A 14,664-nucleotide genomic window follows, 5' to 3' on the forward strand; every position below is an offset into this window, starting at 1 on the left:
TTCATTTTTTGTACTTTAGTACAAACATTCAAGTTATGGCTATACAGAAACCTTTTAATCTTAATCAGTGGATTAATGATAACCGGCACCTTTTAAAACCGCCGGTTGGTAATAAAAATATATATGTGGATGCGGATGATTTTATCGTAATGATTGTCGCCGGTCCAAATGCAAGAAAAGATTACCATTATAATGAAACGGAAGAATTGTTCTATCAGCTGGAAGGCAATATCAAAATTGTGATTCAGGAAGACGGTCTTCGTAAAGAAATGGAATTAAAAGCCGGAGATATGTACCTGCATCCGGCAAAAGTACCGCACTCACCGGTAAGAAGTGAAGGGTCTATCGGATTGGTTATCGAACGAAAAAGAGCAGGAAAAGGTTTTACAGATGGTTTGTTATGGCATTGTGATAATTGCAATCACAAATTATATGAAGTGTATTTCGAACTAAAAGATATAGAAAAAGACTTCCTGCCGCATTTCCGCCATTTTTACAATTCGGAAGATTTAAGAACCTGCGATCATTGCGGTACCGTGATGGAAACGGATCCGAGGTTTATAGAAAAAAAATAAAACAGAAAATGTTGTTTCGGAAACATAAGCTTAAAAGTTAATGCGTTATGATCCTAAACAAAAAACAGTAACTTTGTGAAAAATAAAAACACACGAAAAATAACTTAGAATAATGGCAACAGCAATTGACCAATTCGGTATTCAGGAAGCACTACAACAATTAGGGCTTAAAGAAATAAACGAAGGAACATCAACCGGATCAAACTGGTTTTCAAATGGTAAAATCATTGAATCATACTCTCCTGCTACCGGAGAATTAATCGGAAAAGTAAAATCGGCTACAAAAGAAGATTATGAAGCTGCAATGGCAAAAGCAGAAGAAGCTTTTAAAGAATGGCGATTGATTCCGGCTCCGAAAAGAGGAGAAATTGTGCGCCAAATGGGTGAAGCACTTAGAAAATATAAAGAGCCTCTTGGAAAATTGGTTTCTTATGAAATGGGTAAAAGCCTTCAGGAAGGTTTAGGAGAAGTTCAGGAAATGATCGATATCTGTGATTTCGCAGTTGGATTATCCCGTCAGCTTTACGGATTAACAATGCACTCGGAAAGACCAATGCACAGAATGTATGAGCAATGGCATCCGTTTGGAGTGGTAGGAATCATTTCGGCATTTAACTTCCCGGTGGCTGTATGGAGCTGGAACTCTATGTTAGCTTGGGTTTGTGGTGACGTTTGTATCTGGAAACCAAGTTCAAAAACACCTTTATGTGGAGTAGCATGTCAGAACATTATTACGGAAGTATTACGTAATAACAACGTTCCGGAAGGTGTTAGCTGCTTAGTAGTAGGTAACGAATCAGGAGATTTAATCAATAATGATAAACGTATTCCGTTAGTATCGTTTACAGGTTCTACAAGAATCGGACGTCACGTATCGAAAACAGTAGCGGAGCGTTTCGGAAATACAATCCTTGAATTAGGAGGAAACAATGCTATTATCGTTTCTGAACATGCTGATATCAGTATGGTATTAGTAGGAGCGGTATTCGGAGCTGTAGGAACTGCGGGACAACGTTGTACTTCTACAAGACGTTTAATTGTTCACGAAAGTGTTTATGATAAAACGATCAACGTATTGAAAAACGCTTACGGTCAGTTAAAAATCGGAAACCCACTGGATTCAAACAATCACGTTGGTCCGCTAATCGACAAAGGTGCTGTTAACGATTACCTGAATGCTATTGAAAAAGCAAAACAGGAAGGTGGAAACATTATCGTTGAAGGTGGCGTTTTAGAAGGTGAAGGTTACGAAAGCGGATGCTACGTAAAACCATGTATCATCGAAGCGAAAAACGAATACCACATCGTTCAGGAAGAAACGTTTGCTCCGATTTTATATGTAATGAAATATACAACAATCGAAGAAGCGATTGCAATGCAAAACGGAGTACCTCAGGGATTATCTTCGTCAATCTTTACAAACAACATGAGAGAAATGGAATTATTCCTTTCTCAGGCAGGTTCAGATTGTGGTATTGCTAACGTAAACATCGGAACTTCAGGTGCTGAAATCGGTGGTGCTTTCGGTGGTGAAAAAGAAACCGGTGGCGGACGTGAGTCAGGATCAGATGCTTGGAAAGCTTATATGAGAAGACAAACGAATACAATCAACTACGGTACTGCTTTGCCATTGGCGCAGGGAATCAAATTTGATTTATAATAGAAAATCATATTATATAAAAAGGGCTGTCTAATTTTTTAGACAGCCCTTTTTTTACACCTGACAGGTTTAAAAACGATAACCGATACTTACGCCGGCATTAAATTCGATCGCACTGAAACGATCGTTTACAGCACTGCTAAAATTACGACCGATATTAGCATACGGAGCAATAGCAAATTTATTGTTCCAGGCCCATTTGTAACCGGTTCCTAATCCTACGATAAAACTGTTCATATCAGTAGTGTAAGTTACTTCCACATCATTAACCACTTCTTTTTCATTAAAATCACCGAAGCGGTATTTTAAAAACGGAGATACATAATAGCCGGAATTGCTTTCACCGTTGGCTCCGAAATAGAAATTATAGGAAGCCAAAATACTATTGGTTTTAAATTCTTTGGCGCCGCCGCTTTTTTCAGAGGTGTAAGAAAAACGATCGTTAATCAGGAATTCAACCCCGATTGACTGGTCATTGTCAAGGAAATGTTCGTAACCCAATTCGACTGATGCCAGAACGATTGTATTTAAAATATTGACCTTAACTTCGTTTTTAGATTGTGCATTGGCAAATAAGCTGCTTAATACTACACCGAAAAGAATAATGTGCTTTCTCATATATCAAATTTTTTGCAAAAATATAAAAATCAAAACTAACGCTTAGTTGCGCCCTTTTTCGTTGGCATATAACTCGTGTAACGGATCACTTTGCCAGAAAGCCTTGGAATCAACATCCATAATCGTCAATCGGCCTTTAAAAGCAGCTCCGGTATCGACATTCCAAACATTGGCTTTGTTGACGGGAACCGTTTCTCCGATCCGGGTAACCGGTGTGTGACCGATAAAAATCTCATGGTATAAGGTTAATCGTTTCGGATAAAACAAATCCTCTTTGGAAAGTTCCGGATTCAGGGACATTGCTGTTTCCCAAAGCGTTCGGTCCCAACAAAACATCCCGTGAAAAAACTCGTAATAAACCCCTTTCTGGTTTGTGAAACCGGCATGAACATATAAACGGTTCAGGTCGTCGATATAATAATCATTTAAACGGGCCAGAAAAGCCACATGACGGTCTTTTGTATGAATGTCCAGGTTTTGGTAGGCATCTACAGTCGATTGTCCGCCGTGAATACGCCATTCCGCATTATCATCACCGGCTGTTAACCAACGTAAAACCATTTCTTCGTGGTTCCCGCGGATAAAAAAACAATCGTGGGTTTTGTCCAGTTCGATTAAAAAGTCAATTACTCCGGGTGAATCGCTCCATCCGTCAATATAATCGCCCAGGAAAACTAATTTATCATTTGTGGTGACTTCCGCTCGCGCTATAATCTGGTGCAAAGCTTTTAGTCCGCCGTGTATATCTCCAATAACTAAAGTTCTACTCATTATTCATTCCGTATTTCATTTTTCGTAAAATGCGCATGGCTTCTTTGAAGGACACATAAACCGTTGGATTATCATACGATTTAAGTAACAGTTTGGCGTCGATCAGTTTTTGTTTGGCCTCCTCAAATCCGTTTAAATAACAGATCATCAAGGTTGAAGGAAGGTTTTCAAGATCTTTATTTTCTCTTTCCGACAACGGTAAACCTTTTTGCAATTTACGGATTAATGCCAAATTGGAGTTATAAATATGGAATAACATTTTACGATTAAACTCCGGTGGCTCAAAAAGCATTTCGGTATCCATTTTGTAATAGCCGTTGTCGTAAAAACGAATGCGAACCTGTTCCAACGGATAATAACTGGTCTTGTCATTCAATCCTAAAAGTAAGTATTCGGTGATCGTAAAACAATCGTCTGAATAATCTACGGTTACTTCATCCAAAGCCGAATAAAACAATTTGACCTGTTCGTTAATTAATTCGATATCAACGCGGGAGAGGAATGTTTTGCCCCGTATTTTCTTTTTGTTTCCGGCCCAGCAAACAATAAAAAGCTCCTTAAAAACTTTGTATTTGGGACTCATGTCTTTATGACGGTTATTCATAAAGTCGATTACCCCTTCCAATGTGTGTTCGATACTGTTTCGGGAATTGTTTTCAATGCTGATAACCGTTTCGGTATTCGAATAGTTAAGACCCGTATCGTAGTGGATATCCGGATCTTCTACCGGTATGGAATTACTTCCTCTACGAATAAAAACCGATTTGGACGGAATTGTATGAATTCCTTTTTTAAAAGATGAAATCTTATGTGTCGGTTTTATCGTTACTAATCCGACTACTTTGTCTTTCGGCAGATGCGGAAAGGGGACATTTTCATATTGAATACGCGGCGGATTGTCCAGAAAAGCATTCACCAGATTCTGAATCCGACTGTCGTCAAAGAAATCATCGCCTACAATCTCATTGTCCTGATCCTCAACGCCTACAACAATGTAGGAATTATTAGTCGGATTGGAATTTGATAAAGCGCAAATGTGTTTTAAAAATTTAGCTTTCCCTTCTTTGGTATGCAGATTTAACTGTCGTTTTTTATCATAAAAGCTGCTCTCATCATTGTGAGCTAAAAGATTTTTTATGAGCAGCCGTTTATTAATCATTTGAAAGAGAGAATTCCGGTATTAAAGCGTTTTATTAACAATTGTAGAAGTTGCCTGTGCAGTCGATAATACCATAAGATCCGCAATATTAATATGATACGGTCTTGAAATCACAAAGTGGATAATATCGGCAATATCTTCAGCTAATAAAGGTTGAAACCCTTTGTATACGTTATCGGCACGCTCGGCATCACCTTTAAAACGCACTTCTGAAAAAGCAGTATGAACCATACCCGGATGAATTCCGCCAACTTTGATCCCATAAGCATTCAAATCGATTCGCATGCCTTGAGTAATGGCGTCAACTGCATGTTTACTGGCACAATATACATTCCCGTTAGGATAGACTTCTTTTGCCGCCGTAGAGCCAATATTGATAATATGACCGGATTTGCGTTCCGTCATCTGAGGTATTATCGCTTTGGAAACATATAATAAGCCTTTTACATTGATGTCGATCATTGCATCCCAATCGTCGGTATTCCCGTTTTGAATCGGATCCAGACCATGAGCATTTCCGGCATTATTGATTAAAATATCAATTTTTGAAAAAGATTCCGGAAGAGAAGCGATAGCATTAAAAACAGAATCTTTATCTTTTACATCAAAAGCAAGTGAAGTAATTTGTGTATGTTTTGCTAAATCGCTTTCTAATGTTTCGAGAATTTCTTTTCTTCGTCCGCAAATAATAAGACGATATTGATTTCGGGCTAAAAGCTCGGCTGTAGCTTTTCCGATTCCGCTTGTAGCACCAGTAATAAGAACTGTTTTCATGGTAATTAAATTTCAGATCTTAAAAATATAAAAACAAAATCATAATTCAGGCTTAAAATGAAAGTGTTACCAAGACTTTTAACCAATTGTTAACAACAAAACACTAAATAAATTTTCAATTTGCAGTGTTAAAATAACTTATTTAATTTCACGGCTCAAAAAAACATAAAAATGGAAGACACCACAGCTACTTTAGACATTAGAGCAATTAATGAAAAAATAGAGAGAGAAAGTGCTTTTATTGACCTGCTGACAATGGAGATGAACAAGGTAATTGTAGGTCAGAAACACATGGTAGAACGATTATTAATCGGACTTTTAGGACAAGGACACATCCTGTTGGAAGGAGTGCCGGGATTGGCAAAAACATTAGCCATCAATACATTGTCACAAGCAGTTCAGGGTTCTTTCAGCAGGATTCAGTTTACACCGGATCTTTTACCGGCTGACGTAGTCGGAACCATGATCTATAACATCAAACAAAATGACTTCTCGATAAAAAAAGGACCGATCTTCGCTAATTTCGTATTAGCGGATGAGATCAACCGTGCACCGGCTAAAGTACAATCGGCATTATTAGAGGCGATGCAGGAAAAGCAGGTGACAATCGGTGATGAAACCTTTAAACTGGACAAACCGTTCCTGGTAATGGCAACGCAGAACCCGGTTGAACAAGAAGGAACGTACCCGTTACCGGAAGCACAAGTTGACCGTTTTATGTTGAAAACGGTGATCGACTATCCTAAAATGGAAGACGAACGCATGGTAATCCGTCAAAACCTGAAAGGAAGCTATGAAAAAGTGAACGCGGTTATTTCGCTGGATCAGATCAGACGCGCTCAGGAAGCCGTTCGTGAAGTGTACATGGATGAAAAAATCGAAAAATATATACTGGATATCATCTTTGCTACCCGTTATCCGGAAAAATACAAACTGGCCGAGTTAAAACCGCTGATCAGTTTCGGAGCTTCACCAAGGGGAAGTATCAATCTGGCAACAGCAGCTAAATGTTATGCCTTTATTAAACGACGTGGCTATGTAATACCGGAAGATGTTCGCGCAGTAGTACACGATGTATTGCGTCACAGAATCGGGATAACCTACGAAGCGGAAGCCGAAAACATTACTTCTGTTGAGATTATCAATAAAATTGTGAACGAAATCGAAGTACCTTAGAATATAGATTACTGATTTTTGTCCCCCTGTTGTTGACGTAATCATTAATCTGTAATCACTGTCAGAATGGATACCAAAGAGCTTTTAAAAAAAGTACGAAAAATAGAAATCAAAACCCGGAGATTGAGCGATCATATCTTTTCGGGTGAATATCATACGTCTTTTAAAGGAAGAGGGATGACCTTTTCGGAAGTGCGCCAGTACCAGTTCGGAGACGATGTTCGGGCGATCGACTGGAATGTAACGGCACGTTATAACGAACCTTATATCAAGGTTTTTGAAGAAGAACGGGAACTTACCATGATGTTACTGGTTGATATCAGCGGTTCGGAAAGTTTTGGAACTCAAAACCAACTTAAAAATGACGTTGTAACCGAAATTGCAGCAACCTTAGCCTTCTCAGCGACACAAAACAACGATAAAATCGGACTGATCTTATTCTCAGATCAGATTGAACTTTTTATTCCTCCCAAAAAAGGAAAATCACACGTGTTGCGCATTATTCGGGAACTGATCGAGTTTACTCCGAAAAGTAAAAAAACCGATTTATCTCAGGCACTGAAATTCCTGTCGGGTGTGATGAAAAAGAAAGCCATCGTATTTGTAATCTCGGATTTTATGACTTCCGATTATGAACAAACCCTGAAAATCGCCGGAAAAAAACACGATGTAACCGGTGTTCGGGTGTATGATCTCCGCGAAGAAAAAATGCCGAATATCGGAATGGTTCATATGGAAGATGCCGAAACAGGTGAAACCCTGCTGGTAAACACCAATTCGAAATCCGTTCGAATGGAATATGAAAAACACTATCAGGAAAATGTAAAATATTTTAAAGAAACATTTTCGCGATGCGGATCCGGTACGGTAAGTACCCGCGTTGACGAATCGTATGTAACCAAACTATTGGGGTATTTTAAAGCAAGAACCTAGAAATGATAAAAAATAAGTTTTACATACTGTTGTTTTTACTATTGGGAACTGTTGGTTTTGCACAGCAGAAACCGGTTCAGGCAACCATAGATTCTACGAAAATAAAAATCGGATCGCAGTTTAACCTGACTTTAAAAACAACGGTAGACAGTACAACACGTGTACACTTCCCGGAAAGCAAGACTTTCGGATATCTGGAAGTATTAGAATCCTATCCGGTCGATACCATTAAAAAAGAAAACCGTTACGAACTGATTAAAAAATACGGTTTAACGCAGTTTGACAGCGGAAAATATACAGTGCCGCAACTACCGGTTATTATCGGTAACAAACAATTCTTAACCGATTCGATGGCAATTCAGGTTATGGGCGTAACAGTAGATACGACCAAACAACAGATGTATGACATCAAGTCGATCGTTACGGTTAAAAAACCGATTAGTAATATCTGGAAATACAGTCTTATTCTGGCTTTGATAATCGGTGCCGGTTTTCTGGTGAACTGGTTGCTGAAAAGATATCAGAACAAAGACAAAAAAGTCGAGGAAATCTATTCAACACCTATTGAAAAGGCGACAAATCTGTTGCAAAATCTGGAGAAAAAGGAATTATGGCAAAACGGAGACGTAAAGTCATACTATTCTGAAATGACCGATATTACGCGTACTTACATTGAAGAAACGATTCAGGTTCCGGCGATGGAAAGTACAACGGCTGAATTGTTGACCGCGTTAAGAGAAGCGGTTGTTAAAAAGAAAATGGGAATCAAAAAGGAAACATTTGAATCCTTTGAAAAGATCCTGAAAAATGCCGATCTGGTTAAGTTTGCTAAATCAAAACCACTGGATTTTGAAATCGCAGATGACCGTAAAAATATTGAAAACGTAATCTTCACCATCGAAAAATCGATCCCGAAAGAGGTAGAAGAGGCTATAGTTGAAGAAAGACAACGCAAAGAAAGATTGCTTCGCAACCAAAAGGTAAGAAGAATATTAATTTCAACCGCTACGAGTATCGTCCTTTTTATCGCTGCCTTTACCTACTTCCTTTCTACTGACGGACTTGATTTTATAAAAGATAAGTTAATAGGACACAGTACGAAAGACCTGTTAAAAGGCGAATGGGTGAAAAGCGAATACGGAGAACCGTCTGTAATTATTGAAACACCAAAAGTACTGAAACGCTTCAGCGACGAACGGGTTCAGACCAATTTACCGGCGAATATCAAATCAACGCAGAAATTCCTATACGGAAGTCTGATCGATAATTTTAGTATTGCAGTCAATACAACCACGTTTAAAGATTCGTTACGAGCCGATAATGATGCTATTCTGAATGAGAATATTACCCGTTTTGAAAAGACGGTCGGAGCCAAAGGAATTATTGTAAAAACCGATGATTTTGAAATTAAAGACGGCTTTACCGGTAAGCGCGGATATGGTTCCATGACGATTTTTAATCCGGCTAAAAACGAAGACGAACGAATGGAATATCAAATTATCATCTTCTCTCAAAAATTCGGAATTCAGGAAATTGCCCTGGTATATCGCGAAGGAGATGAAAATGCAAAACAAATTGCAGACCGAATTGTAAACTCTATTGAACTCAGAAAAGTAAACGAATGATGAAGAATATCTCTTTTTTGCATCCCGAGTTTTTTTGGCTGTTTTTAATAGTGCCAATTCTAATCGGATGGTATTTCTGGAAAAGAAATAAACAAACGGCAACGCTGAAAATAAGCGCAATAAAAGGATTTAAAGCAACGACATCCTTATTGCCGAAGCTAAAGCCAATCTTATTTGTATTGCGAATACTTGCATTAAGCGCGATGATCGTGGCTTTGGCACGTCCGCAGTCAACCGATGTAACGAACAAAACCCGTACAACAAGAGGTATCGATATCGTAATGGCGATTGACGTTTCAGGAAGTATGCTCGCTAAAGATTTAAAACCGAACCGGATGGAAGCGCTGAAAAGAGTAGCATCTGAGTTTGTAAAAGAAAGACCCAACGATCGAATCGGTTTGGTGGTATATGCCGCAGAAAGTTATACAAAAACACCGGTTACCAGTGATAAAGCAGTTGTATTAGACGCGTTAAAAGGGGTAAAATACGACAATGTATTACAGGACGGAACGGGTATTGGTGTAGGATTGGCTACGGCGGTTAACCGTTTAAAAGATAGTAAAGCGAAAAGTAAAGTCGTGATATTACTAACGGATGGAGTTAATAATGCCGGATTTATCGATCCGAGAATGGCCTCTGAAATTGCTAAAGAATACGGAATCAAAGTGTATACGATTGGAATCGGAACTAACGGGATGGCCGAATTTCCATATGCTATTGCGCCAAACGGACAATTCCTGTTCCGGATGATGCAAGTGGAAATCGATGAAAAGCTGATGAAAGAAATCGCAGCAACAACCGATGGAAAATACTTTAGAGCAACCAGTAATAAGAGCCTGGAAAATATTTATAATGAAATCAATAAACTGGAAAAAACCGAAATAGAAGAAATGAAATATTTCAACTATGACGAAAAGTACCGACCGCTGGTATTCCTGGCTTTGGGCTTGTTGGTTTTGGAAATTTTATTACGAAAAACTATTTTTAGAAGCTTTATCTGATTATGTGGCAGTTTGAAGAACCAAAATATTTTTACCTGTTGGGAATCATACCGTTTTTGGTATTGCTTTTCCTGATTAACCTGTATTGGAAACGGAAAAAACAAAAACAATTCGGAGATCTGGAACTGATTAAAAAACTAAGTCCGGAAAAATCCGTTTTTAAACCCGTTTTAAAGCTGATAGTGGTAGCATTGGCATTAGCCGGTATTATCCTGGCATTGGTTAATCCGAAAATAGGAACCAAAATGGAAACGGTAAAACGACAGGGCGTTGATATCGTTTTTGCAGTCGACATTTCCAAAAGTATGTTGGCGGAAGATATCGCCCCGAACCGATTGGAAAAGAGTAAACAACTCGTTTCTCAGATCATTAATCAGTTGGGAAGCGACCGTATCGGGATTGTAGGATATGCAGGAAGTGCTTATCCGGTTTTACCGATCACAACCGATTACAGCGTTGCTAAAATGTACCTGCAAAGTATGAATACAGATATGGTTTCATCTCAGGGAACAGCTTTATCCGAAGCAATCAAAATGGCAACATCTTATTTCGATGATCCGCAAACCAGTAAGTTAATTGTACTGATTTCGGATGGAGAAGACCACGGAGAAGGATTTGAGGATGCAATAGAAGAAGCGAAGGAAAAACGAATCAAAATCATGACCATTGGTGTCGGAACTGAAAAAGGAGGGCCGATTCCGTTGCGCTATAACGGAAAAATTGAAGGGTTTAAAAAGGATTCCAAAGGCGAAACCGTTGTGACCAAACTGTATCCGGAAACATTAAAAACCATTGCCAAAAGCGCTGATGGCGGTTATGTTTACGGCGGTAATACAAAAGAAGTTGTGGAGTTTGTGAAAAACGGACTTGGGAATCTGGAAAAAACAGATTTTGAAAGCCAGCAGATAGCCGATTTTCAGTCGCAATATCAGTGGTTTTTAGGAATAGCATTTGCCCTGTTGTTATTGGATGTTTTCTTGTTGGAACGAAAAACAGCCTGGGTTAAAAAGTTGAATTTATTTAATGAAAAAGAATAATGAAGAAGTGGTTTAGTTATTATTTTTTGTTGTTTTCATTGGTGATGTCGGCTCAGGTAAAAGACCGAAACCTGCCGCGTGGTAATGAAGCATTCGATGAGAAAAACTATTCGGAAGCCGAAGCAGATTATCGTATCTCTCATTCAAAAGTACCGGCAAGACCTGCTTCCGCATACAATTTGGGGAATGCAATATACAGGCAAAATCAACCGGGTGAGGCGAAACTTGCTTATATGAAAGCGATCGAACATGCAAAAGGGAAAAGACAAAAACATAAAGCGTTTCACAATATCGGAAATGTTTTTATGTTGGAAAAAAACTATGAAGCAGCCGTTGAAGCTTATAAAAACGCCTTGCGCAGTAATCCGTATGACGAGGAAACCCGTTACAATTATGCCTTGGCGAAACAGAAATTAAAAGAAAATCCGCCGAAGAATAACAATAAGGATAAAAATAAAGACAAAGACAAGAATAAGGATAAAGATAAACAGGACCAAAAAGATCAAAACAAAGATAAAGGCGACAATAAGAAAGACCAGAACAAAGACAAAGGTCAGGATAAAAAAGACGATAAAGGAGATCCGAAAGACAAAAACGGTAATAAAGGCGACAAGGATAAACAAGACGCTCAGCCAAAACCTGGCGGAGCTTCCAAACAACGAATGGAAAACCTGTTGGATGCTTTGAACAATGAAGAGAAAAAAATTCAGGACAAAGTAAAAGCGAGAGAAGTAAAAGGAAGTCCTGTTAAAAATGAGAAAGATTGGTAATCGGTCAAAAAGATATAACTTGTCCGATAAATAGAAAGTAGTGTACGAATATAAAATGAATAGATTTGTTTTTCTGATATTATTATGCTTTCAGGGCCTTTTTGCTCAGGTACAGTTTGAAGCTGTTGTGAGTAAAAATTCGCTTGGAATTAATGAACGTTTACGCATTGATTTTACAATGAATGAAGACGGCGATAATTTTAGTCCGCCGGCATTCGAAGGGTTTCGGGTCGTAGGAGGTCCGAATCAGGCGGTGAGTTATTCCTGGATTAACGGAAAAAAATCGTTCAATAAATCCTATTCCTATTTCCTGATGCCGCTAAAAAAAGGAGCTGTAGTTATTAAACCGGCTTCTATCGAAATTGAAGGAAAGATCTATAAAACCAATCCGGTAAAAGTTACGGTGACCAATGCCGTTCAGGAAGAAGTAAATCCATACTATCCGCAACAAAAAATGGGTGAAGGTATTCATCTGGTTGCCGAAATTTCCAAAACGACACCCTATGTTAACGAACCGATCACGGTAGTGTATAAACTATATGTGAGCAATACAGCTAGTGTGCGAAACTGGAGAGAATTATCAAGCCCTAAATACAACGATTTCTGGAGCCAGAATATCGATATCAAAAAACTGGTTGTTGAAAACGGCAAATATAACGGAGAAGACTATCGTTATGTGGTCTTGCGAAAAACCGTGTTATATCCGCAAAAAGCCGGAAAACTGGAAATAGAACCGCTTTCATTGGATATTGAAGTGGATCTGCCAACCGGACGCCGGGATTTCTTCGGACGTATGGAATATGCCAGTGGTAACAAGACCGTTTCGGCCGGAGCTAAATCGATTAATGTAAAAGCATTGCCGGAAGCCGGAAAACCAATTGACTTTACAGGAGCTGTAGGTGATTTCGATTTTAAAGTAATCCCTTCTAAAACAACATTGAAATCAGGCGAATCACTGGATTTGGTTGTAAGTGTGTCCGGAAAAGGGAACCTGAAATTGTTTACCCTTCCGAAGCCGGTTGTGCCAAGTGCTCTGGAAATGTATGATCCGGAACATAAAGAAAAAGTGAATACACCGCTTTCCGGAATGCAGGGCGAAGTGTCGGATACTTATGCAATCATCCCGCAATACAAAGGGAATTATCAGATTAAACCGATTGTATTTTCTTATTTTGATTTAAGCGCCAACAAATATAAAACGATCAGTTCATCTGAAATTATGATTAATGTAACGGAAGGACCAACACCGGGCGCGGGGAATGGTAATGAAGTTGCTGCTGCTCCCGGAAAACAAAATGTGATAGCCAACGATCAGTTTCAGTTTATCAAGCTTCAGACGAATTTAACAGCAATACATCAAAAAGGCTTTTTAGGATCCGGATTGTTCTATACGTTATTGATAGCTCCGTTTTTGATTATTCCGGTCATTGTACTGGCTAAAAAGAAAAAAGAAGCTATTGATGGTGATGTGGCGGGTAATAAAATACGTCAGTCCAATAAACTGGCAAAACGATTCTTGTCGGAAGCGAAAAAACAATTGGGGAATAAAGAAGGATTCTATGTGGCTATGGAAAAAGCATTGCACAATTTCTTAAAAGCGAAATTGCATATTGAAACTTCCGAAATGAGTAAAGAAAATATACAGGAATTACTGTTGTCTAAAAAAGGATCGGCCGAAACGGTTCATGACTTTATTGCATTAATGGACAGTTGTGAATTTGCCCGTTATACGCCGGCTTCGGTTGGAACCATGCAACAGGATTATGATAAAGCTGTAACCGTTATTTCCGGACTGGAAAAACAAATCACGAATTAATCGCCATGAAAAAGCTATTTTACATCGTATTTTTAGTTTCTCAGGTATTTTGGGCACAAACTGCTTTTGAAAAAGGAAATGATTTTTATAAAAAAGAGAAATATGACGAGGCTATTGCCAGTTATGAACAGGTACTTCAATCCGGAAAACAGTCGGCGGAGTTGTATTTTAACCTGGGAAATGCTTATTATAAACTGCATAAAGTAGCTCCGGCTATTTATAATTACGAAAAAGCTTTGTTGCTGAATCCGGATGATAATGCAGCGCAGACCAATTTACGCTTTGCTCAGAAAATGACGATCGACGAAATTAAAGTAGCTCCGAAAGTAGGCTTTTCAAAAATGGTAAATGACTTACTTGATGTTTTCCATTATGAAGATTGGGCACGGATGGCTGTCGGATCATCGGCTCTTTTTCTGTTGTGTTTTATCGGCTATTATTTTGCGAGTCAGACCGTAATCAAAAGAATCTTTTTCTTCGGGATGTTTGTCGTGTTTCTGTCAATGTTGATTAGTGTAGCCGCAGCCATCGCTGAAAAAGATAATTATAATAGCGAACGTCCGGCTATTGTTTTTGCTGAGGTCACTCCGGTAAAAAGCGAACCGAAAGCAACTGCTGCCGATGCCTTTATTCTCCACGAAGGAACTAAGGTCTTTGTGATTGAATCGCTCGATAACTGGCGAAAAATCCAGCTTACCGATGATACTGAAGGCTGGATCGAAAAAGAAGCTATTAAAGAATTGAAATAA

14 protein-coding genes are annotated in these 14,664 nt (G+C 38.8%); 10 read left to right on the top strand and 4 right to left on the bottom strand.

Going from position 1 to position 14,664, the window contains the following annotated elements; translation table 11 throughout:
• Positions 1–35: 35 nt before the first annotated feature.
• A complete protein-coding gene (locus NOX80_RS03980; RefSeq protein ID WP_256552031.1) occupies positions 36–575 on the top strand; it encodes a 3-hydroxyanthranilate 3,4-dioxygenase in 540 nt (179 codons plus the stop codon).
• A 112-nt stretch (positions 576–687) separates the two neighbouring features.
• Entirely contained in the window at positions 688–2,235 is a 1,548-nt protein-coding gene (amaB, locus tag NOX80_RS03985; RefSeq protein WP_256552032.1) for an L-piperidine-6-carboxylate dehydrogenase, read from the top strand.
• Between the two features lie 69 nt (positions 2,236–2,304).
• Here amaB and NOX80_RS03990 read toward each other — a convergent pair whose 3' ends face one another.
• From NOX80_RS03990 to NOX80_RS04005, 4 genes are read right to left on the bottom strand one after another with little or no spacing between them, the layout of a single operon-like run.
• Entirely contained in the window at positions 2,305–2,853 is a 549-nt protein-coding gene (locus tag NOX80_RS03990) for a DUF3575 domain-containing protein (RefSeq protein ID WP_256552033.1), read from the bottom strand.
• A gap of 42 nt (positions 2,854–2,895) precedes the next feature.
• The gene (locus NOX80_RS03995) at positions 2,896–3,624 is read right to left on the bottom strand and encodes a metallophosphoesterase family protein (protein WP_256552034.1); all 729 of its coding nucleotides are present in this window, start codon (positions 3,622–3,624) and stop codon (positions 2,896–2,898) included.
• Positions 3,617–4,783, bottom strand: coding sequence for an ATP-binding protein (locus NOX80_RS04000; protein ID WP_256552035.1), 1,167 nt, complete (start codon positions 4,781–4,783; stop codon positions 3,617–3,619). The genes NOX80_RS03995 and NOX80_RS04000 overlap by 8 nt, the downstream gene beginning before the upstream one ends.
• A gap of 21 nt (positions 4,784–4,804) precedes the next feature.
• Positions 4,805–5,557 carry an SDR family NAD(P)-dependent oxidoreductase gene (locus tag NOX80_RS04005; protein ID WP_256552036.1) on the bottom strand — a complete coding sequence of 251 codons (753 nt, stop codon included), beginning with the start codon at positions 5,555–5,557 and terminating at the stop codon, positions 4,805–4,807.
• A gap of 171 nt (positions 5,558–5,728) precedes the next feature.
• On the opposite strand from NOX80_RS04005, the gene NOX80_RS04010 reads away from it, so the two are divergent.
• The 8 genes from NOX80_RS04010 to NOX80_RS04045 all read left to right on the top strand — a co-directional run bounded on the left by NOX80_RS04010 (position 5,729) and on the right by NOX80_RS04045 (position 14,664).
• Positions 5,729–6,733: an AAA family ATPase gene (locus NOX80_RS04010; RefSeq protein WP_256552037.1), complete on the top strand. Its 1,005-nt coding sequence runs from the start codon at positions 5,729–5,731 to the stop codon at positions 6,731–6,733.
• Positions 6,734–6,799: 66 nt separating this feature from the next.
• Positions 6,800–7,666, top strand: a complete 867-nt coding sequence (locus NOX80_RS04015) for a DUF58 domain-containing protein (protein WP_256552038.1) — start codon at positions 6,800–6,802, stop codon at positions 7,664–7,666.
• Between the two features lie 5 nt (positions 7,667–7,671).
• Complete coding sequence (locus NOX80_RS04020) at positions 7,672–9,291, top strand: hypothetical protein (protein ID WP_443134978.1); 1,620 nt, start codon at positions 7,672–7,674, stop codon at positions 9,289–9,291.
• A complete protein-coding gene (locus tag NOX80_RS04025) occupies positions 9,291–10,292 on the top strand; it encodes a vWA domain-containing protein (RefSeq protein ID WP_256552978.1) in 1,002 nt (333 codons plus the stop codon). The genes NOX80_RS04020 and NOX80_RS04025 overlap by 1 nt, the downstream gene beginning before the upstream one ends.
• Before the next feature lie 2 nt (positions 10,293–10,294).
• Positions 10,295–11,329 (top strand): vWA domain-containing protein, encoded by a 1,035-nt coding sequence (locus NOX80_RS04030; protein WP_256552040.1) that lies wholly within the window; start codon positions 10,295–10,297, stop codon positions 11,327–11,329.
• Positions 11,329–12,099 carry a tetratricopeptide repeat protein gene (locus NOX80_RS04035; RefSeq protein WP_256552041.1) on the top strand — a complete coding sequence of 257 codons (771 nt, stop codon included), beginning with the start codon at positions 11,329–11,331 and terminating at the stop codon, positions 12,097–12,099. Before NOX80_RS04030 ends, NOX80_RS04035 begins: the two co-directional genes overlap by 1 nt.
• 55 nt (positions 12,100–12,154) lie before the next feature.
• Positions 12,155–13,915 carry a BatD family protein gene (locus tag NOX80_RS04040; RefSeq protein ID WP_256552042.1) on the top strand — a complete coding sequence of 587 codons (1,761 nt, stop codon included), beginning with the start codon at positions 12,155–12,157 and terminating at the stop codon, positions 13,913–13,915.
• 5 nt (positions 13,916–13,920) lie between these two features.
• Positions 13,921–14,664: a tetratricopeptide repeat protein gene (locus NOX80_RS04045; RefSeq protein ID WP_256552043.1), complete on the top strand. Its 744-nt coding sequence runs from the start codon at positions 13,921–13,923 to the stop codon at positions 14,662–14,664.

The organism is Flavobacterium cerinum (genome assembly GCF_024496085.1).
Classification (GTDB): domain Bacteria; phylum Bacteroidota; class Bacteroidia; order Flavobacteriales; family Flavobacteriaceae; genus Flavobacterium; species Flavobacterium cerinum_A.